Origin of the sequence: Kitasatospora sp. NPDC127060 (assembly GCF_042724935.1) — a bacterium.
Lineage (GTDB): Bacteria > Actinomycetota > Actinomycetes > Streptomycetales > Streptomycetaceae > Kitasatospora.
The window spans coordinates 1-18,327 of sequence record NZ_JBHXEG010000056.1 but is presented as its reverse complement, the minus strand read 5'-3'; the positions used below and the strand labels follow the sequence as shown (position 1 = coordinate 18,327).

Annotated in this window: 14 protein-coding genes and 1 pseudogene; 8 read left to right on the top strand and 7 right to left on the bottom strand. The window is 73.7% G+C overall.

Going from position 1 to position 18,327, the window contains the following annotated elements:
• Nucleotides 1-100: 100 nt before the first annotated feature.
• Nucleotides 101-754 (bottom strand): histidine phosphatase family protein, encoded by a 654-nt coding sequence (locus ACFWIS_RS26965; RefSeq protein WP_380457448.1) that lies wholly within the window; start codon nt 752-754, stop codon nt 101-103.
• Nucleotides 755-822: 68 nt separating this feature from the next.
• On the bottom strand, nt 823-1,758 hold the full coding sequence (locus tag ACFWIS_RS26960; protein ID WP_380457450.1) for an aldo/keto reductase: 936 nt from the start codon (nt 1,756-1,758) through the stop codon (nt 823-825).
• A 73-nt stretch (nt 1,759-1,831) separates the two neighbouring features.
• Between ACFWIS_RS26960 and ACFWIS_RS26955 the strand changes: the two genes are divergently transcribed.
• The 3 genes from ACFWIS_RS26955 (at nt 1,832) to ACFWIS_RS26945 (ending at nt 4,989) form a co-directional block, all read left to right on the top strand.
• Nucleotides 1,832-2,812 carry an ArsR family transcriptional regulator gene (locus ACFWIS_RS26955; protein ID WP_380457473.1) on the top strand — a complete coding sequence of 327 codons (981 nt, stop codon included), beginning with the start codon at nt 1,832-1,834 and terminating at the stop codon, nt 2,810-2,812.
• A gap of 115 nt (nt 2,813-2,927) precedes the next feature.
• Nucleotides 2,928-3,896, top strand: a complete 969-nt coding sequence (locus tag ACFWIS_RS26950; protein WP_380457453.1) for a D-2-hydroxyacid dehydrogenase family protein — start codon at nt 2,928-2,930, stop codon at nt 3,894-3,896.
• Between the two features lie 211 nt (nt 3,897-4,107).
• The gene (locus tag ACFWIS_RS26945) at nt 4,108-4,989 is read left to right on the top strand and encodes a hypothetical protein (protein ID WP_380457455.1); all 882 of its coding nucleotides are present in this window, start codon (nt 4,108-4,110) and stop codon (nt 4,987-4,989) included.
• 35 nt (nt 4,990-5,024) lie between these two features.
• Here ACFWIS_RS26945 and ACFWIS_RS26940 read toward each other — a convergent pair whose 3' ends face one another.
• Complete coding sequence (locus ACFWIS_RS26940) at nt 5,025-6,617, bottom strand: M4 family metallopeptidase (protein ID WP_380457457.1); 1,593 nt, start codon at nt 6,615-6,617, stop codon at nt 5,025-5,027.
• A 241-nt stretch (nt 6,618-6,858) separates the two neighbouring features.
• Here ACFWIS_RS26940 and ACFWIS_RS26935 point away from each other — a divergent pair, with 241 nt between their 5' ends.
• On the top strand, nt 6,859-8,187 hold the full coding sequence (locus ACFWIS_RS26935; protein ID WP_380457459.1) for a hypothetical protein: 1,329 nt from the start codon (nt 6,859-6,861) through the stop codon (nt 8,185-8,187).
• A 123-nt stretch (nt 8,188-8,310) separates the two neighbouring features.
• Here ACFWIS_RS26935 and ACFWIS_RS26930 read toward each other — a convergent pair whose 3' ends face one another.
• Nucleotides 8,311-10,425 carry an AMP-binding protein gene (locus tag ACFWIS_RS26930; protein ID WP_380457475.1) on the bottom strand — a complete coding sequence of 705 codons (2,115 nt, stop codon included), beginning with the start codon at nt 10,423-10,425 and terminating at the stop codon, nt 8,311-8,313.
• A 203-nt stretch (nt 10,426-10,628) separates the two neighbouring features.
• Here ACFWIS_RS26930 and ACFWIS_RS26925 point away from each other — a divergent pair, with 203 nt between their 5' ends.
• The 4 genes from ACFWIS_RS26925 (at nt 10,629) to efeU (ending at nt 15,032) form a co-directional block, all read left to right on the top strand.
• The gene (locus tag ACFWIS_RS26925) at nt 10,629-11,459 is read left to right on the top strand and encodes an ABC transporter ATP-binding protein (protein ID WP_380457460.1); all 831 of its coding nucleotides are present in this window, start codon (nt 10,629-10,631) and stop codon (nt 11,457-11,459) included.
• Between the two features lie 161 nt (nt 11,460-11,620).
• Nucleotides 11,621-12,772, top strand: a complete 1,152-nt coding sequence (gene efeO, locus ACFWIS_RS26920; RefSeq protein WP_380457462.1) for an iron uptake system protein EfeO — start codon at nt 11,621-11,623, stop codon at nt 12,770-12,772.
• A 66-nt stretch (nt 12,773-12,838) separates the two neighbouring features.
• Nucleotides 12,839-14,149: an iron uptake transporter deferrochelatase/peroxidase subunit gene (gene efeB / locus ACFWIS_RS26915; RefSeq protein WP_380457464.1), complete on the top strand. Its 1,311-nt coding sequence runs from the start codon at nt 12,839-12,841 to the stop codon at nt 14,147-14,149.
• Between the two features lie 34 nt (nt 14,150-14,183).
• Nucleotides 14,184-15,032 (top strand): iron uptake transporter permease EfeU, encoded by an 849-nt coding sequence (efeU, locus tag ACFWIS_RS26910; protein WP_380457466.1) that lies wholly within the window; start codon nt 14,184-14,186, stop codon nt 15,030-15,032.
• A 97-nt stretch (nt 15,033-15,129) separates the two neighbouring features.
• Here efeU and ACFWIS_RS26905 read toward each other — a convergent pair whose 3' ends face one another.
• From ACFWIS_RS26905 to ACFWIS_RS26895, 3 genes and pseudogenes are all read right to left on the bottom strand, one after another.
• Complete coding sequence (locus ACFWIS_RS26905) at nt 15,130-15,405, bottom strand: hypothetical protein (RefSeq protein WP_380457468.1); 276 nt, start codon at nt 15,403-15,405, stop codon at nt 15,130-15,132.
• A gap of 203 nt (nt 15,406-15,608) precedes the next feature.
• Nucleotides 15,609-18,173: an ABC transporter permease gene (locus ACFWIS_RS26900; protein ID WP_380457470.1), complete on the bottom strand. Its 2,565-nt coding sequence runs from the start codon at nt 18,171-18,173 to the stop codon at nt 15,609-15,611.
• A 59-nt stretch (nt 18,174-18,232) separates the two neighbouring features.
• Nucleotides 18,233-18,327, bottom strand: a pseudogene (locus ACFWIS_RS26895) (ABC transporter ATP-binding protein); the annotation flags it as partial.

The following is an 18,327-nucleotide window of genomic DNA, read 5'->3' as shown; positions in this document are numbered from 1 at the left end:
GGCGGTTTGCGGGTCGCGGGTCGGGGGGCGCGTTTTGGCCCCCGGGGGGCGCGGGGTTTGGGGGGGGGGCCTCGTGCCGCCGCGGCACCCGGTCGGCCGCTCAGAGTCGCAGTTCGGGCGGAAAGCCCGTCCAGCGGAGCTCCTCGGGCAGGTGGGTCTGGTCGTTGAGGACCAGGACGGCCGAGGGGCGGCCCGGGGCGAAGCGCAGGACGGTGAGGGCCGCGTTGGCGGCGTTGAGGCCGAGCCAGCGCCAGGCCGGGGCGTCCAGGGCGTGGCGGACCAGCCAGCCGATCAGGAAGGCGTGGGTGACGACCAGTTCGTGCCGCACCTCGGCGCCCGGCACCGGACCGGTGAAGCGGTCGACGGCCCGGCGGGCCAGTTCCGGGCCGGCGGCGCGCTCCTCGGGGGAGGCGCCGGCCAGGAAGCGCAGCAGGAACTCGGCGCTGTCGGAGGGGAGTTCGTCGGCAGCCGGGACGTACGGAACGAAGTCGCCGGCCTCCGCGCAGGCCGACACCGCCGCCCCGTCGAGCCGCTCCCCGACCAGCCGCGCGGTCTCGGCGGCCCGGGGCAGCGGCCCGTGGTGGACGGCCGTGATGGGGCGGGAGGCCAGCCGGCGGCCGAGCAGCGCGGCCTGGCGGCGGCCGGCGGGGGTGAGGCCGCCGCCGTCCGGGCCGTCCTGGGTGGCCTCGCCGTGCCGGGCGAGGTAGAGGTAGCGGGTCGCGGTGGCTGTGGTGGCGGCTGCGGTGGCGGGCACGGGCGGGCTCCGGGGTCGGGAACGGTTCCCCGGAGCGACGCCGGTGGGCCCGCCGGTGGTTCCCCGGGTCAGCCGGTGTGGGCCCGCTCCAGCAGGGCGAGCTCCTCGGCCGTCAGGCGGACGGCGCCCGCCGCGATGTTGTCCTCCAGGTGCGCCACGTCGCCAGTGCCCGGAATGGCGAGGACGTGCGGGCCCCGGTGCAGCGTCCAGGCGAGCCGGACCTGCGCGGTGCTGATGCCGCGGGCCTCGGCCACCGTGCGGACCTCGGCGGGTTCCGTCCCGCCGGCGCCGCCCTCCCGCCCGGCGCCGGCGATCGCGTAGAAGGGGACGAAGGCGATGCCCTGCTCCCCGCAGAGCCGCAGCAGTTCGTCCTGGCCGGCCGGGGCGCCGATGCCGTACGGGTTCTGCACGCAGCTGACCGGGGCGATGGCCTGGGCCTCGGCGAGCTGGTGCGGGTGGATGTTGGACAGACCGAGCCGGCGGATCAGGCCGGCCTGCGCCAACTCGGCGAGCGCGCCGAAGCGTTCGGCGATCGAGTCGGTGCCGAGGATCCGCAGGTTGACCAGGTCGAGGTGGTCGCGGCCGAGCTGGCGCAGGTTCTCCTCGACCTGGGTGCGCAGCGCCTCGGGGGTGCGGGCGTGGTCGCTCCACCGGCCGTCGGTGCCACGGGCGGGGCCCACCTTGGTGGCGATCACCAGGTCGTCGGCGTACGGCGCGAGGGCGCGGTTGACCAGCTCGTTGGCGGAGCTCAGCGGGGAGAAGTAGAAGGCGGCGGTGTCGATGTGGTTGACGCCCAGCTCGACCGCGCGGCGCAGCACCCGCAGGGCCTGGTCGCGATCGCGGGGCACGGCGTGGGGCACCAGCGCCGGTCCGGTCTGGGGCAGGCGCATCGTGCCGAAGCCGATCCGGTGGACGGCGCGGTCGCCGAGCTGCCAGGTGCCGGAGGCAGCGGCGGTCGGGGTGGTGTCGGTGGTCGGGGTGGTGTCGGTGGTCATGCCGGTCATGATCGCCACTGCACTAACCTGATCGCCACTGATTCGGACATGTGTGAATCCACGGGGGCGGGCCTTGGCGGAACTGCGGGTCACGGCGGGCGACCTGGCACGGATGCGGTTCGCGGTCGCACCGATGTGGGAGGTCGGGCCGAGCCTGCGCCTGCTGCGCTCCGGGCTGCCGCACGCCGTTCACGGGCCCTGGGTGGAGCAGGTGCGGCCCCGGCTGGCGACGCTCGGCCCGGCGGTGTCCGGGCTGCTCGCCGAAGTGGTGCCGCCGAGCGGCTACGTGCCCGACTTCGTCAACCCGGCCCCGGCCGGCCCCGCCCCCACCCTCGCCGCTGAACTCGCCGCGATCCGGGCCACCCCCGCCGGGCAGGTCCGGCGCGACCTGGACCGGCTGGCCGCGGACCAGGGTGCCCTCGGCCCCCGGCTGCGGGCCCTGCACGCCGACCCCGGGACCGGGTTGGCGCGGCTCGCCGAGGCCGTCGAGGCGTACTGGGAGCTGGCCCTCGCGCCGTACTGGGCGCGGATCCGCGCGGTGCTCGACGCCGACGTGCTGCACCGGGCCCGGCAGGCCGCCGAACACGGCGCCGAGCGGGTGCTGAACGACCTGCACACGGAACTGCGCTGGACGGACGGCGCCCTGCGACTGAGCCGTCGCTCCCGCCCGCTGCCGCGCGGCACCGCCGGGCCGGGCCTGCTGCTGATCCCGTCCGCCTTCACCGGCCCCGCCCTCTACACCCGGCTCGCCCCGCCGGACCCGCCGCAACTCGCCTACCCGGCCCGGGGGATCGGCGGCCTGTGGACGGCGCCGGCCCCCTCACCCGGCACCCGGGCGCTCGCGGCGGTGCTCGGTCGCTCCCGCGCCCTGCTGCTCGCCGAACTCGCCGCCCCCGCCTCGACCGGCGAACTCGCCCGGCGCACCGGACTGTCCCCCTCGGCCGTCTCCCAGTACCTGACGGCCCTACGGGACGCCCGGCTGGTCAGCGCCCACCGCGCCGGCCGCTGGGTGCTGTACGCCCGGACGGCCACCGCCGAGGCGCTGCTGAACCCGGACGGCTGAAGGCCCCCGCCCCGCTCACGGACCGAAGTCCGGACCGTCGTCCGGACCGTCGTCCGGACCGGCAACCGCCACGGGCCCGGTCCACCCGGCCGCCGCCGTCTGGGAAGCTGCGGGCATGACGTTTCCGATGCTTCGCTGCGCCGTCCTGGACGACTTCCAGGGCGTCGCCACCAGCTCCGCCGACTGGTCCCCGGTGGCCGACCGGGTGGAGGTGACGGCCTTCCGCGAGCACCACGGCTCGGAGGAGGAACTGGCCGCCGCCCTCGCCGGGTTCGACATCGTGGTCACCCTGCGCGAGCGGGTGCCGTTCCCCGCCACGCTGTTCGCCCGACTGCCGCGGCTCAAGCTGCTGATCGCCTCCGGGATGCGCAACTCGGTGATCGACCACGAGGCCGCCGCGGCGCACGGCGTCACGGTCTGCGGCACGGCCAGCTCCGGCACCCCGCCGGTCGAGCTGACCTGGGCGCTGCTGCTCGGCCTGGCCCGCGGCATCGTCCAGGAGAACACCGCGCTGCGCGAGGGCGGGCCCTGGCAGAGCACCGTCGGGGCCGACCTGCACGGACGGACGCTCGGGCTGCTCGGCCTCGGACGGATCGGCGGCGCGGTGGCCCGGGTGGGGCTCGCCTTCGGCATGGACGTGCTCGCCTGGAGCCGCAGCCTGACCGACGAACGGGCGGCCGAGGCGGGGGTGCGCCGGGCCGGGACGAAGGAGCAACTGCTCGGGGAGAGCGACTTCGTGTCGATCCACCTGGCGTCCGACGCGGGCACCCGCGGGCTGATCGGCGCCGCCGAACTCGCCCTGATGAAGCCCGAGGCCTACCTGGTCAACACCTCCCGGGCGGCGATCGTCGACCAGGACGCGCTGCTCGCCGCGCTCACCGGCGGCCGGATCGCGGGCGCCGCCGTGGACGTCTTCGACACCGAGCCGCTGCCCGCCGGCCACCCGCTGCGCAGCGCGCCCCGGCTGCTGGCCACCCCGCACCTGGGATACGTCTCGCAGGACAACTACCGGCGGTACTTCGGCGAGGCGGTGGAGGACATCGCGGCCTTCCTGGCGGGTGAGCCGATCCGCCGTCTGGGCTGACGCCCGCGCCCGGCCGGGCCGCCGGTCGCATACTGACCGCATGACTCGCGGAAACGGATGCGGAGGGCAGGACGGGGACGGTGGCCGGGGCACGGGCCGGCGCGGGGTGCTGCGGGCGGGGGCTGCGGCAGTGCTGCTGGGGGCGGCCGGGTGTTCCAGCGGGGCCAAGCCCGGTGCGGCCGTGGCGAGTTCGGGTTCTTCCCGGAGCCAGGTGCCGACCGCCACGCCCACCGAAACCCCGACGCCGACACCGACCCCCACGCCGCTGCCCAATCCGCCGCTCTGGCAGCCCGGCCCCGGCGAGATCCAGCCCGACGTCAAGCGCCGCGCCGTCGAGCTGGTCGCCGCGCTCGGCGCCTGGCCGCCCGGCGGGCAGGGGGCGGAGGCGGCCCGGGCCCGGGTGGCGGCGCTGGGCCTGCCGCCCGGGCTGGCGGACCAGGCGGGCCGGCTCGCCCCGGCGGCGTCGGAGGCGAGCCTGGAGGTGATCGTCGCCCAGTACGGCGGGATCCTCGCCGACTCGGCGAGCGTGCTGGTGGTCTGCCGGCAGTGGACCAGGCAGCCGGACGGCTCGGTGGCCTCGGGCGGCATCACGGTGGACGTCCGGCTGAGCCGGGCCGAGCCGCGCTGGGCCGTCACCGCGCTGCACCCGGGGGACCCGGGCCCGGGCGCCGGCCCGCCCGCCCCGGCGGTGGCCAGGGTGCTGGCCGAGCCGAGGATCGAGCTGCCGCCCGAGGCGGCGGCCGACCTGCGCAGCGGCACCGTCCACGACACCGTGCTGACGGCGATGCTGCGGCTGGCCGGCCCGTACGCGTTGTCGGTGAGCGTGGTGCGCACCGGCCACCCCCTGGACGTCTTCGGGACGGCCCGGCCCAGCGACCATCCGCTGGGCCGGGCCTTCGACGTGTGGCGGATCGACGGCCGGGCGGTGGTGGACCAGGCCACGCCCCGGCAGCTGATCGAGTCCTTCATGCGGGACGCGGCGGCGGCCGGTTCGTACAACGTGGGCGGGCCGGTGGCGATCGCGGGCGTCGGCAACCGGTTCTTCACCGACGACACCCACCACGACCACGTGCACGTCGGGTTCGACAGCTGATCCGGTAGCCGGTCCGGCAGGACCGGCTACCGGGGCTAGTTGACGCTGACGGCGCTCCACGCGGCGGCGACCGCGTTGTACTCGGTGCTGCCGGCGCCGTAGAGGTCGCGGGCGGCGTTGAGGGAGGCGGCGCGGGCGCCCTTGTAGTTGGTGGTGGAGGTCATGTAGACGGTCAGCGCGCGGTACCAGATCTTGGCGACCTTCTGGTTGCCGATGCCGCTGACGGTGGACTTGTTGCAGGTGGGGCTGTTGTAGGTGACGCCGTTGATGGTCTTGCTGCCGCTGCCCTCGCTGGCGAGGTAGAACCAGTGGTTGCCGACGCCGGAGGAGTTGTGGACGTCGAGCCTGCCGACCGAGCTGCTCCAGCAGTCGGCCGAACTGCCGTCCAGCGAGGGCTTGTCGAAGCGGCGCAGCCACGGCGGGGTGGACTGGTCGCTGAACAGGTAGTCGCCGGTGTCGATCTTGTTGTTGGCGTACCACTCCACCATGGTGCCGAAGATGTCGCTGGTGGACTCGTTGAGGCCGCCGGACTCGCCGCTGTAGCGGAGGTTGGCGGTGGCGCTGGTGACGCCGTGGGTCATCTCGTGGCCCATGGTGTCGAGGTCGACCTGCTCGGGGTCGGTGCTGCCGTTGCCGTCGCCGGTCATCATGCAGAAGCAGCTGTCGGACCACTGGGCGTTGTCCCAGTTGGTGCCGACGTGGACGAAGACGGTCGCGCCCTTGCCGTCGTTCTTGATGCCGTTCCGGCCGTGCACGTTCTTGTAGTAGTCGTACGTCCAGGCGGTGTTGGCGTGGGCGTCGACGGCGGCGGTGGCGCGGTCGGTGGAGAACTTCCTGCCGTCGCCCCACACGTTGGTGGTGCTGGTGAACGGGGTGCCGGAGGTGGCCTTGACCGAGCTGGCGGAGAGGTTGCCGGCGTCCTTGGTGACGTGGCCGCGGACCGGGTCGGTGAGGGTGTAGCCGCCGCTGGTCGGGGTGGTGTCGACGGTGACCTGGCCGGTGTACTCGGAGTTCCCGGTGCCGGCGGCCTGGTGCTCGGCGTCGTAGGACTCGATCTGCTCGCCGGTGGTGGCGTCGGTGACGACCACCTTGCCGGCCGGCTGGCCGTGCTCGCCGGTGCCCTCGACGACGGTGCGCCAGGCCAGGCGAGGGGTGCCGTCGGCGGCCCAGACGACCAGTTCGGGGGTGCTGACGGCGTCCCGCACGCCGGGGGCGGCGGAGAGCGCGTTCGCGGCGCCGGACCGGGCGGGCACCTTGGGGGTGGTGGACTTCACGGCGGCGTCGTGGGCGGCCGCCCGGGAGGTGTCCTTGAGCCTGCCGCGGGCGTCCTGGTGGACGACCAGGTCGCCGCCGACCACCGGGAGGCCCTGGTAGGTGCGGTCGAAGCGGACGTGGGAGGCGCCGTCGGCGTCGAGGACGACGTCCTTGAGGACGAGGTCCTGGCCCGCGCCGTAGCCGAACACCCCGGAGTTGTGGGTGACGTTGGCGCGGGCCTGGGCTACCGCCGCCTCGCGGGCGGCGGGCGCGGCGGAGGCCGTGGTGGCGGGGACGGCCACGGCGGCGAGGGCGGCGACGACGGCTATCGCCCCGGCCGTGCGGACACGACGGGAGGGGGAGGTGGGGCTCAAGTCTGGCTCCAGTGGGGGTAGCTGCAGGGAAAGGGGCTGCAAAGAGCTGCGACCGAGATTGACGGCGATCAGTCAGATTGAGCTAGAGGAAAGGTCATAACTTTGCCAAGTTGTGTCCTTGTCAGGTCAAAAATGATCGGAACTTAACAAGCCGTCCACACTGCCGTCGTGACCGCCGACTACCGCCGACTACCGCGCGTGCGGTGCCTGTCGGCGCTCCGACGCCCTAAGCTCTCGCTCCATGGACGGATGGGTGGGGGCCTGGACCGGCGGGCGGGCGGCGGTGCACCTCGGGAACGTCGCGGACTTCAACGCGCAGTTCTTCGCGCCCGGGATGGACGCCGCGCAGCGCCTGCGGCGGCTGCGCCAGGCGCACCACTACGCCTGCCTGGCCGTCGGGTACAGCCCGGAGCCGGCGGTGCTGGTGCTGCCCGCCGAGGTCGACCGGGAGTGGACCGACTGGCTGGCCCGGGAGTTGAGGTGGGGGCCGGTCGAGGTACACAGCGGAGTGGCGTCCGACCGGACGCTCGCCGAAGCGCTCGCCGTGCGACCGGCGCTGGCCGCGTCGATCGCGGACTCCGGCCGTCCGGTGGTCAGTTGGGGCCGCACGGCGGCCCAGGGCGAGGGGCCCGGGCTGGCCGCCGTCCATCGCTACGAGTCCAAGGCCGCCGCGCACGGGCTGTTCGCGGAGCTCGCGCCCGCACACCCCGGGGTCGTGCTGCCGCAGCAGGAGCGCCCGGGCGGTCGCCGCCGGGCCGCCCGCAGGCTGACCGTCCGCGCCGCCCGCGGCCTGACCACCGTACTGAAGAGCCCACACGGCGTCGGCGGCTACGGCACCGTCGTGGTCGAGCCCGCCGAACTGTTCGCCGCCGGCGGCGGGGGCGCCCTGCTGCGCCACCTGGTGCGCTCCGAAATCCTGCCGCCGGATGGCGAGTTGCTGTTGGAGGAGTACGTGGACCCGGGCCCGGCCGCCCGGCTTCGCGACCTCACCTACGACGCCGTCATCGGCCCGGACGGTACCGTGCACCCGGTCGGGGCGGGCGTGATGGAGGTGGCCGGAACCCGCTACCAGGGCGTCACCGTCGGCCCCGGCACGGTGCCGCACGCCGCCGCGGAGACGGCCCGCGGCTTCGCCCTCGCGGTGGGGGAGCGGCTGGCCGCCGACGGCTACCGCGGCTGGTACGACGTCGACTTCGTCACCGACCGCCGGCGCCGGCTCGCCCCCACCGAGATCAACCTGCGGCTCACCGGCCCCGCCATCGCCTTCATGCTGCGCGAGCGTCTCGACCAGGTGCGCGGCCCGGGCCACCTGGTCCGCACCATGGACGCGATGCCGCTCGGCGCCCGGCTCGCCCCCGAGGTGCTGCACGACCACCTGGAGCGACTGCGCCCGCGCTGCGCCCGGCTCGACGTCACCCTGCTGCCGCTGATCCCGACCGCCTGCCACGACCCCGAGCCCGTCGTCGGCCTGGCCCTGGCCGGGTCGGACGGCGAGGCGCTGGACGCCGCGCAGGCACTGGTCGAGGCGGCCAACCACGCGCTGACCGGGATGTTCGAGGCGCTGGGCTGAGCCGGGCTGGGTTGGGTTGGGTTGGGTTGGGCCGAGCCGAGCCGAGCCGAGTCGAGCCGAGTCGAGCCGAGTCGAGCCGAGTCGAGCCGAGTCGAGCTGTGTTGGGCTGTGTCGGGCTGAGCCCTACCGCTTCGTCTTCGGTTTCGGCTTGCTCAGCAGGAAGGTCACGACGATCACCGCGGCCAGCATCAGCGGAATGTTGAACACGTAGACCATCGTCGTCTCGCGCGGCCAGTCGGTGGCCGCGGTCAGCCGGTAGAGGTTGTCCTGCAGCCACCAGTTGGCGAGCAGCCAGGACACCGAAAGGTGGGTGAGCAGCGACAGCCGGAGCGAGCGGCCCTGGCGCAGCACCGAGGGGAGGCCGAGGAGCAGGAAGGCCAGCCCGCCGCCGAACGCGGCGCACTCGCAGAAGTAGAGGAGCCCGAACCAGAAGTGGTACGTGCCGGGCACTCCCGAGAGGTCCGTGGAGCCGGGGAAGAAGTCGTCGGTGAGGGCCCGGCTGAGGACGGTGGCGACCACCGTGATGAACAGCGCCAGGCAGCCCGTCGCCTCCGTGCCGTTCGCCCCGCCCCCGGCCTTGCCGCCGCCCTTCCGGCTGCCGCCCGACTTGGCCGAGCGAGGCGCGGTGTGCGCGGGCGGGGCCGGCAGCGGCAGCGCGGCGCGGTCCAGCTTTCCGGCGCGGGTGCGCGGCAGCTCCGGGACGCAGATCACGGCGGCGGGTGCGGAGTAGCCCTTGAGCTCCGCCAGCAGGTACTGGGTGAGCGACCAGCCGTCCGCCCCCTCCGGAGCCCCCTCCGAAGCGCCCTCCGGCGCCCGCTGCGCGGGCACCGCGTAGCCGACCAGCAGCCGCCGCCCCGGTGCGGGCTGCACCTCGACCACGGCGGCCTCCCGAACCGCCGGGTGGGCGCGCAGCGCGCCCTCGGCGCGGGCCGCGGCCTTGACCCGGGTGGTGACCGTGGTCGCCCGGTCCCCGTTCAGCGGGCCGACCACGGTCGCGGCCCGGCCGACGAACTCCAGTACGCCGTCCGCCCGCAGCAGCCCGAGGTCGCCGGTGAGCAGCACCCGCCCGTCCGGGTCGTAGTTCGCCCGGACGAAGCGGCGGGCGGTGTCCGCGGGCCGGTCGAGGTAGCCACGGGTCAGGCCGGAGCCCGCGATCGCGATCTCGCCGACCCGCCCGGGCGCCACCGGGGCGGCGTTCGGGCCCAGTACGTACACCCGGGTGCCGGGGAAGGGCCGGCCGACCAGCGAGACCCGCTCCGCGCCCTCGGCGGCGGCCGCGCCGCGCACCTCGAACCAGGTGCTGTCCACGGTGGCCTCGGCCAGGCCGTAGACGTTCAGCACCCGGGTGTCCCCGCCGAGCAGCCGTTGCAGGTCCAACTGCTCGTCCAGGTACCACTTCTCGGCGCCGACGGTGAGCAGTCGCACCCCCGGCATCGCGGCGCCGCTCGCGGTCAGCAGGGCGGTGAGGCGGCGCGCGGTGCGGACGTTCAGCTCCAGGACGGTGATCCGCTCCTCCGCGACCAGCGCGGGCAGGGCGGCGAGGTCGGCGGTGCGGTCCAGGGTGAGGTTGAACGGGGTGACCACCAGCGTGGCGCCGGTGCCCAGCGCCCGGACCCAGTCGGCGGTGAAGACGTCGAACTCCAGGCTCGCCGTCTGCAGGATCCGGTCCTCGGCCGTCAGCCCGTACACCTCGCGCCAACCCGCGTACGCGGCCAGCAGGTTGCGGTGCTCGACCATCGCGCCGATGGGCAGGCCGGTGGAGCCGGAGGTGTAGAAGACGCAGGCGAGGTCGCCGGGGGTGACCTCGGGCCGCTCGAACTCCGCCTCCGGCAGGGGCAGTTCGTCGAGGCAGAGCAGCCGGGCCCGGCCCGCGTCCGCCAGCCGCACCCGGTGGCGCTCCTCGGTGACCACCAGGTCGGGCGCGGCGTCGGCCAGCACGTGCCGCAGGAGTGCGTCCGGCGCGGTCGGCTCCAGCGGCACGAACGCGGCGCCGGCCTTGAGCACCGCCAGCAGCGCCACGTACACCTCGGTGCCCCGGCCCAGCGCGACCGCCGCCCGGCCGCCGGGCGCCAGCCCGTGCCCGGCCAGTGCGGCGGCCAGCCGGTCCGCCCGGGCGTCCAGTTCGCCGTACGTCAGCTCGGCCTCGCCGCAGCGCACCGCCACCGCCTGCGGTGCCCGGCGGGCCTGCCGCTCGACCAGCCCGTGCAGGCTGTCGGGTCGTTCCTCGTCCGCGACCATCACGTTTCCCCCTCGTTCCCCACCGAAGGGCACCATGTTCCTCCCAACTCCCTTCGCACAACAGGGTTCCGGCCGGTCCACTCTGCGGACGGCCGGACTCCGCTCCGGTCGACGGTTGTACGGTGCACACGGACGGTCGGCGCCGGGCCGGTCGGGTGCGGCGCCCCGCCCCCTGACCGGCACCGTGAACGGAGACCCGCCCCATGGACCCGTCCTTCGACGGCCCGCTGCTGCGCACCCAGGACGTGGACGTCGTGCGCGACGGCCGGCACCTGCTGCGCGGGATCACCCTGGAGATCCAGCCCGGCGAGCACTGGGCGCTGCTCGGACCCAACGGCGCGGGCAAGTCCACCCTGCTCGCCCTGCTCGGCGCGGTCTCCCACCCGACCCGGGGCACCGTGGACGTGCTCGGCCGCCGACTGGGCCGGGTCGACATCCGGGAGTTGCGCGCCCACCTGGGGCACGTCAACCCGCGCCACCCGCTGCGCTCGCCGCTGAGTGTGCGCGAGGTGGTGCTCACCGGGTTCACCAACACGATCGAGCCGGAGTGGCACCGCAAGCCCGCCCCCGAGGCGGTGGAGCGGGCCGAGCAGCTGATCGAGACGCTCGGCATGGCCGCGATGGCCGACGCCCCGTGGACCACGCTGTCCCAGGGCGAGCGCGGCCGGGCGCTGATCGCCCGCGCACTGATGCCCAGCCCCCGCCTGCTGCTGCTCGACGAGCCCGCCACCGGGCTCGACCTCACCGCCCGTGAGCTGCTGCTGGACAGCCTGGACCTGCTGCGCCACCAGCACCCGGAGCTGGCGAGCGTGCTGGTCACCCACCACCTGGAGGAGCTGCCGGAGAGCACCACCCACGCCCTGCTGCTGCGCGAGGGCGAGTGCCTGGCGGCCGGGCCGGTGGACGAGGTGATGACCACCGAGCTGATCAGCGACACCTTCGGCCACCCGATCCGGATCAGCCGCCAGGAGGGCCGCTGGACGGCCCGTGCGGCGACCCGTCGGGTGCCGGGGGAGCGGCGGCCGGGGAGGTGACGGTCCGGGCGGGGAGATCACGGTTCGGGCAGGGCAGGGGGCCGGGTATCGACGGTAAAGACTTCTTACGTAAGGTATGCCTTAGCTAAACAGGAGGCACCGGCCCGGCCGGCGCTTTACCCGGCCTTGGCACCCCCATGCCCTTTTCCGTTGGAGCCCCCATGCCCGCCCGTCGTCGTTCCACCGCAGCCGCGCTGCTCAGCCTCGCCGTGGCGACCGCCGCCCTGGCCGGCTGCGCGTCGAAGAAGGACGACAGGGCGGGCGGCTCGGACGCGGTGAAGATCAACGCCACCGATACCGCCTGCGAGGTCTCCACGACCAGCTTCCCGGCCGGTCACGTGGTGCTGGACATCAGCAACAAGGGCTCCAAGACCACCGAGGTCTACGTCTACGCCGCCGGCGACAAGATCGTCACCGAGCGGGAGAACATCGGCCCCGGCACCAAGGCCAGCATCAACGCCGAGATCAAGGCCGGCTCGTACGAGATCGCCTGCAAGCCCGGCATGGTCGGCGACGGCATCCGCCAGAAGATCACGGTCACCGGCGAGGGCGGCCGCACCGCCGCCCCGGCCGACCCGCGCCTGGCCGCCGCCGTGGATTCCTACCGCACGTACGCCCAGGAGCAGGCCGACCTCACCGTTCCGGCCGTCGAGGCCTTCGCCGCCGCGATCAAGGCCGGCGACGTCGAGAAGGCCAAGTCGCTGTACGCGCCCTCGCGCACCGGCTGGGAGCGCACCGAGCCGGTCGCCGAGAGCTTCGGGGACGTCGACCCCAAGACCGACACCCGCGAGGACAAGCTGGAGCAGGGCCAGGCCTGGACCGGCTGGCACCGCCTGGAGAAGGCGCTCTGGGCCGACGCGAAGATCGGCGACCAGGAGAAGACCCTCGCCGACCAGCTGGTCGCCGACCTCAAGGACTGGCAGAAGAAGATCCCCGCGGCGGAGATCACCGCGACCAGCATGGCCAACGGCGCCAAGGAACTGCTGGACGAGGTCGCCACCAACAAGATCACCGGCGAGGAGGACCGCTACAGCCACACCGACCTGGCGGACTTCCAGGCCAACGTCGAGGGCGCCCAGAAGGCCTACGAGCTGCTGAAGCCGGTCGCCGCCGAGAAGGACCCGGAGCTGGCCAAGACCCTGGACTCCGAGTTCGCCGCCATCACCACCCTGCTCGCCAAGTACAAGCAGGCCGACGGCACCTTCACGCCGTACGACAAGGTCACCGAGGCCGAGCGCAAGACCTTCTCCGACGCGGTCAACTCGCTGGGCGAGCCGCTGTCGAGGCTGGCCGCCGCCGTGGTCGTCAAGTAGCCGTTCGGCACCGGCAGTTCCAGCAGTTGCAGTAGTTCAGTGAGAGTGAGAAGGGCCCGCCCGCCGATGGACGCCGAGAACGAGCAGCAGAACGGCACCCCGGCCGCTGCCGCCCCCGCCACCACCAACCCGGGCGCGGTCAGCCGCCGCGCCGTCATCGGCTGGGCCGGTGCGGGCGTCGCACTCGGCGCCGCCGCGGTCGGCTCGGTGGCCGCAGCCGTCCGGCAGGACGACGACCCGGCCCCGGCGGCGAGCGCGACGGCCGCCCGGGAGGTGCCCTTCTACGGGGAGCACCAGTCCGGGATCGCCACCCCGGTCCAGGACCGGCTGCACTTCGCGGCCTTCGACGTCTCCGAGAAGGCCACCCGGGAGTCCCTGGTCAAGCTGCTCAAGGAGTGGACCAAGGCGGCCGCCGCGATGACCGGCGGCCGCGAGGTCGGCACCGGCGCCGTTCCCGGCTCGCCGGAGGCCCCGCCGGACGACACCGGCGAGGCGCTCGGCCTGCCCGCCTCCCGGCTCACCCTCACCATCGGCTTCGGTCCCAGCCTGTTCGAGAAGGACGGCGTCGACCGCTTCGGCATCAAAGCCCAGCGCCCGGACGCCCTGGTCGAACTGCCCCCCTTCAAGGGCGACAAGCTCGACCCGCTGCGCAGCGGCGGCGACCTCTGCGTCCAGGCCTGCGCCGACGACCCGCAGGTCGCCGTGCACGCGATCCGCAACCTGGCCCGGATCGGCATGGGCACCGTCAACATCCGCTGGTCCCAGCTCGGCTTCGGCAAGACCTCCTCGACCACCCCGGACGAGCAGACCCCGCGCAACCTGATGGGTTTCAAGGACGGCACCCACAACATCGCGGGCACCGACGCCACCAACCTGGCCCAGCACGTCTGGGCCGCCCCCGGCGACGGCCCGGAGTGGATGACCGGCGGCTCCTACCTGGTCGCCCGCCGCATCCGGATGCACATCGAGACCTGGGACCGCGCCTCGCTCAAGGACCAGGAGGACACCTTCGGCCGCACCAAGGGCGAGGGCGCCCCGTACGGCCGCGCCAAGGAGCACGACGCCCCCGACCTCAAGGCGATGCCCGCGACCTCGCACGTCGCGCTGGCCCACCCGGACGCCAACGGCGGCCTGATGATCCTGCGCCGCGGCTTCTCGTTCACCGACGGCACCGACGGCCTCGGCCGTCTGGACGCCGGGCTGTTCTTCCTCGCCTACCAGCGCGACACCCGCAAGGCCTTCGTGCCGCTGCAGCAGCGCCTCGCGGCCTCCGACAAGCTCAACGAGTACATCCAGCACGTCGGCTCCGCCCACTTCGCCTGTCCGGCGGGCGTGCGCAAGCCGGGGGAGTGGTGGGGCCAATCGCTCTTCGGCTGATCCCCCGCCCCGTTCGAACCCCGAGGAGAGTGCCGTGTTCGGCAACTACCTGATCGGCCTGCGCGAAGGCCTCGAAGCCAGCCTGGTCGTCTGCATCCTGATCGCCTACCTGGTCAAGACCGACCGCCGGGACAAGCTGTCGCCGGTGTGGCTGGGCGTCAGCGCGGCCGTGGTGCTCTCCATGGTCTTCGGCGCGGTGCTGCAGTTCGGTTCCTCCCAGCTCACCTTCGAGGCCCAGGAGGCGCTCGGTGGCTCGCTGTCGATCATCTCGGTCGGGCTGGTGACCTGGATGGTGTTCTGGATGCGCCGCACCGCCCGGCACCTGAAGACCGAACTGCACGGCAAGCTGGACGCGGCGATCGCGATGGGCACCACGGCCCTGGTGGTCACCTCCTTCCTGGCGGTCGGCCGCGAGGGCCTGGAGACCGCGCTGTTCATCTGGTCGGCGGTGCAGGCCACGGACGACGGCTGGAACCCGCTGGTCGGCGCCGCCCTCGGCCTGCTCACCTCGGTGGTGCTCGGCTGGCTGTTCTACCGCGGCGCGCTGAAGATCAACCTGGCGAAGTTCTTCACCTGGACGGGCGCGATGCTGGTCGTGGTCGCGGCCGGCGTGCTCGCCTACGGTGTGCACGACCTCCAGGAGGCCGGCTGGCTGCCCGGCCTGCACAGCGTGGCCTTCGACATCTCCAGCACCATCCCCAAGGACAGCTGGTACGGCACCCTGCTGAAGGGCGTGTTCAACTTCCAGCCGGACCCGACGGTGCTGCAGCTGGTGATCTGGCTGGTCTACCTGCTGCCCACGCTGGCCGTGTTCTTCAACCTGTTCGGCAACTCCGGGAACAAGGCCGGCGCGAAGCCCGTCACCGCCGAGCCGGCCGCCTGACCCGGCAGTTCACCGCACGCCTGCGCAACGCAGTCGCACCGCCCCCGCCCCGCCCGGCCACCCCCCCGCCGGGCGGGGCGGTGTCGTTCCGGAGGCCCTAGAACACGTGGGCCTTGGCCAGGAAGAAGCACACCAGCAGCAGCGCGATCCCGGCCGCCACCCACGGGCCGGCCGCGAGCCGCTGGTGGAATCCGGACGCGCCGTGGGTGCTCCACAGGTGCGACTCGGCGGTGTCGCGGGCACCCCAGGACACCCGCCGCTGGTAGTCGCAGCTGTCGCACTCCACATAGCGTTCGTCGTTCCCGCGCGTGACGATCTTCGCCGTGTGCGTGTACCCGCTCGAGTCCGTCCCGGTGATCCAGCTCGAAATCACGACCCACCCCCCGTGGTGTGACGTTGTGTCAGGTTCCACCGATCCTTGCACGCACCACCGACAAGCCGCCACCGATCGGCACCGATCGCCCTGGGTCACCCCGGATCGCCCTGGATCGGCACCGGTCCCCGGCACGGGAGGAACGACGGAGCCCCGGACGGTCAGGCCGTCCGGGGCTCCAGGGGTGACGCGGGCCGGGAGGGCTACTCGCTCTTGATCGCGCCCAGGATGTCCAGCTTCGCCGCCTTGTGGGCCGGCCAGAGCGCGGCCAGCAGGCCGATCACGGCGGCCGCGAGCAGGAAGCAGGCGATCTGCACCGGCGGCACCACGGTGCTGATGCCCTTGAGGTCGTCCGCCAGCGTCCGGATCGCCGCCCAGGCGGTCAGGATGCCCAGGCCGATCCCGACCAGCCCGCCGAACAGCGCGATCAGCAGCGACTCCAGCCGGACCATCCGGCGGATGCCGAGCCGGTCCAGGCCGATCGCCCGCAGCATGCCGATCTCCCGGCGGCGCTCGAACACCGACATCGCCATGGTGTTGACCACACCGAGCACCGCGATCACCACGGACATGCCGAGCAGCCCGTACATCATGTTCAGCAGGCCGGTGACGGCCTTGCGGCTCTCCGCCTTGATGTCCTTGTCGCCCTTGACCGCGATCAGCGGGTTGCCGCCGGTGGCGTCGCGCAGCGCCTGCTTGAGCTGCTCGGTCGCGCCGTGCTCGCCCTTGACCAGGACCTTGTCCGGGCCGGAGCCGGGCTGGGCGTGCGGGGCGACCACGGCATCCGGGGCGATCACGGGGGCCAGCGCGGTGTTGGCCTCCAGGACGCCGCCGACGGTGAGCGACCCCTTGGTGCCGTCCGGGTAGGTGACGGCGAGGGTGTCGCCGAGCCGGTAGCCGGCGCGCTCGCTGCGGCTGGAACTGACCAGCAGCTTGCCCTGCTTGAGCGCGTCCGCCGAGCCTTCCTTGATCTTGACGGTGGCCAACCGGTCGATGGTCGCCGCGTCCACCGCGGTCAGGTACTCGTCGTCCTCGCCCTGGCCGACGGTGACCCGGAGGCCGCGTTCGACGCTCATCGCGCTGACCCCGGGCGTCTTGGCGATCTGGGTGGCGACCTCATTGGACAGCATCGTGCCGTTCTGCATGGCGACGGTGTAGTCGGCCTTGAGGTCGCTGTCGGTGGAGTCGTCCACGGCCTTGTTCACCGAGGCGCCGATCACGGTCAGCGAGGTGATCAGGGTGACGCCGATGGTCAGCGCCGAGGCCGTGGCGGCGGTACGGCGGGGATTGCGCACCGCGTTCTCCTGGGCGAGCTTGCCCGGGGTGCCGTACACGGCGCGCAGCAGCGGGGCGAGCAGCGCGATCAGCGGCCGGGACAGCAGCGGGGTCAGCACGAACACGCCGAGCAGCAGGGCGCCCGCGCCGAGGCCGACCAGCTTGACCTCCTTGCCGCTGATACCGGCGGCCAGTCCGCCCAGTCCGGCGACCGAGAACAGCAGGCCGACGGTGTTGCGGACCACCAGGCTCTTCTGGGTGGCGGGCTGCTCGACGGCGCTCATCGCCGCCACCGGGGCGATCCGGGAGGCCCGGCGGGCGGGCAGCCAGGCGGCCACCAGGGTCACCAGCACGCCGACCGCGAGCGCGATCAGGACGGTGCTGGGGGCGATCACCAGGGGGCCGTCGGGCAGGTTGAGGTCCATCGGGCCGTTGAGCAGCGCCCTGAGCCCGACGGCGATCCCGATGCCGGTCAGCAGGCCGCCGACCGAGGCGGTCAGGCCGACCAGCGCGGCCTCGATCTTCACCGAGCGGGTGATCTGCCGACGGGTGGCGCCGACGGCGCGCAGCAGGGCCAGCTCCTTGGTGCGCTGGGCGACCAGCATGGAGAAGGTGTTGGCGATGATGAAGATGCCGACGAACAGGGCGATGGCGGCGAAGCTCAGCAGGAAGGTGTTCAGGATCTTGCTGCCCTGGGCGATCATCCGGTCCTGCGCGGCGGCCAGCTCGCGGCCGGTCCGGGCCTCGATGGCGTCACCCTGGGGCAGGGCCTGCTTGACGGCGGTGAGCAGCGCGGCGTCGTCGGTGCCGGGCTTGGCCTTGACGTCCAGCGACGCGTAGCGGCCGGGGCTGAGGTAGAGGTCCTGGGCCGTGGCACCGTCGAAGGCGGCCAGCGAGCCCCCGGCCATCACCCGCGGGTCGTTGGTGTGGAGGGTGCCGGTGAGCTTGAGCTCCATCACCGGGCCGTTGACCGCGACCCGGACGGTGTCGCCGACCTTGAAGCCGCCCTTCTCGGCGGTCCTGGTGTCCAGCGCGATCTCGGTGGCGTCCTTGGGGCCGCGGCCCTGGACCAGCGGGTAGCGCGGGTCGGTGCCGTCGGCGCCCGGCACGTAGTTCGTGCCGGTGGTGGAGAAGCCGTTGCCGATCAGCGCGCCCTTCTTGTCGGCGATGCCGGCGAAGCCGCTGACGACCCCGCGGGCGTCGGCGACGCCCGGGAGGGCGGCGATCTTCTGACGGGCGTCCTCGGTGAGGGCCGGGGCGCCGGCGGCGTGGCTGGCGCCGTGGTCGTAGCCGCGGCCGACGGCCGAGTCGTCGCTGACCGTGACGGCGATGTCGGCGTAGCTCTTGGAGTTCTGGGTCCGGAGGGCCTGGCCCACGGTGTCGGAGAAGACGAGGGTGCCGGCCACGAAGGCGGTGCCGAGCAGGACGGCGAGCATCGTCATCAGCAGTCGGCCCTTGTGGGCCAGTACGTTGCGCAGTGCGGTGCGGAACATGGGGGAGCGTCAGTCCTGGGGGTACTCGGGGATCGGTGGGCTCGGACGTGTGAACGGGCTCAGCTGGTGCGGCCCTTGGCGTCGAAGCGGCGCATGCGGTCCAGGACGGTGTCGGCGGTGGGGTGGTGGAGTTCGTCGACGATGCGGCCGTCGG